The sequence below is a fragment of the Methylobacterium ajmalii genome, assembly GCF_016613415.1.
GTDB lineage: Bacteria > Pseudomonadota > Alphaproteobacteria > Rhizobiales > Beijerinckiaceae > Methylobacterium > Methylobacterium ajmalii.
The window spans coordinates 23,982-25,427 of record NZ_JACWCT010000157.1 but is presented as its reverse complement, the minus strand read 5'-3'; the positions used below and the strand labels follow the sequence as shown (position 1 = coordinate 25,427).

General features: G+C 71.9%; 2 protein-coding genes and 2 pseudogenes. 1 reads left to right on the top strand and 3 read right to left on the bottom strand.

Translation table 11 applies throughout. The features are described from left to right. Window positions 1-200, top strand: a pseudogene (locus HPY23_RS28135) (methyl-accepting chemotaxis protein); the annotation flags it as partial. A 116-nt stretch (window positions 201-316) separates the two neighbouring features. Here the strand turns inward: HPY23_RS28135 and HPY23_RS28130 are convergent. The 3 genes and pseudogenes from HPY23_RS28130 to HPY23_RS28120 form a co-directional block, all read right to left on the bottom strand. Further along, a complete protein-coding gene (locus HPY23_RS28130; RefSeq protein WP_091891967.1) occupies window positions 317-877 on the bottom strand; it encodes a hypothetical protein in 561 nt (186 codons plus the stop codon). An 82-nt stretch (window positions 878-959) separates the two neighbouring features. After that, window positions 960-1,229, bottom strand: coding sequence for a cell division topological specificity factor MinE (minE, locus tag HPY23_RS28125; protein WP_048461642.1), 270 nt, complete (start codon window positions 1,227-1,229; stop codon window positions 960-962). Then, a pseudogene (locus HPY23_RS28120) lies at window positions 1,226-1,446 on the bottom strand (septum site-determining protein MinD); the annotation flags it as partial. The gene minE and the pseudogene HPY23_RS28120, both read right to left, overlap by 4 nt.

The window sequence follows — 1,446 nt, the reverse complement described above, 5'->3', positions numbered from 1 at the left end:
AGGAGATCGTGCGCAACGTCAGCCAGGCCTCGGTGGGGACGAGCGCGGTGACCGGCAACATCGCCGGGGTGGCGCAGGCCTCGGAGACGACCGGGATGGCGGCGACGCAAGTGCTGACCTCGGCCTCGGCCCTGTCGCGCCAGTCCGAGCAGCTGACCGCGGAGGTGCACCGGTTCCTGGCGACCGTCCGGGCGGCCTGACCGCGGATCGGAGGGAATGGCGAAGGCCGGCCCGGGGGCGATCCCCGGGCCGGCCCTTCCCGTGAGCGGCACCCGATCGGAGCCTGGATCGCGCGGGGACCGAACGATCCAAGGTTTCAGGTCTTCGGGGTATCGTCCTCCGGCGAAGAATCGGGGGCGGGAGAATCCGGAGGGGCATCAGGGGCCCGCGGAACGTGGTCCTTGCGCCACTGGGCGAAGAGGCTCTGGAGCACCGCCACGGTGTCGCGCACGGCCTTCGCCTCGTCGTCGACCGAGACGCCCTCGGAGACGGAGTTGCGGGTGGTGAGCACCGCGCGGTCCTCGATCTCGGTCAGGCGCTCGAGGAAATCGGGGCGCGCGGCGAGCAGGTCGAGGGCGTCGCCCATGGCGGTGGCGAGGGTCGTGGCGAGCAGCCCCGCGGTGGCGACGTCCCCGACCGAGGCCTCGTAGGGCTCGGGGACTTCGTCGTCCTCGTCCGCCTCGGCCGCCGCCTGCAGGCCCTCGACCAGGGCCTCGACGATCTCGACGGCGGTGTCCTCCGGCACGGCGAGCCGCACCGCGACCTCGACGTCGTCGCCGCTGAAGCCGGCGGTGCCGAGGGTGACCTGCAGGATGCCCGGACGGCGCAGGCTGAGCGCCATCAGGGTGTTGGCGTAGATGGTGGGCGCGTCCGGCATGACCTCGACCTCTTGCGGTCGGGCGCCGGGAACCCCGCGCCCGACCGGCCTATAGTATGCTCTCGCCGGCGAGGCGACGGTCTCAGGCGCTGGCGAGCCGGGCGACCTTGTTGTCCGGCAGTTCGATGTCGACGCCGAGCGTCGAGACGGCGTCGCCCCGCTCCATCGTCACCTTGACCTTGTCCTTGTCGATGGCGACGTGCTTGGCGATGACCGCGAGGATCTCCTCGCGCAGCACCGCCACCAGGTCCGAGCGGCCGAAGGCGGTGCGCTCGTGCGCCAGCAGGATCTGAAGGCGCTCGCGCGCCACCGGCGCCGTCCCGCGCCGGGACAGGAAGCTCAGCAGGTTCATGCCGCCCTCCTGGTGAACAGCTTGCCCAGGAGAGACCGCTTCTCGCTCGGAACGGTCATCGCCACCGTCTCGCCCTTGAGCCGGCGCACCGCATCCGCGTAGGCCCGCGCCGGCGCGCTCTGCGGCGCGTTCAGCGTCACCGGGCTGCCGAGGTTCGAGGCCTTCAGCACCTCCTCGCTCTCCGGGATCACCGCCAGAAGCGGGATCGACAGGATCT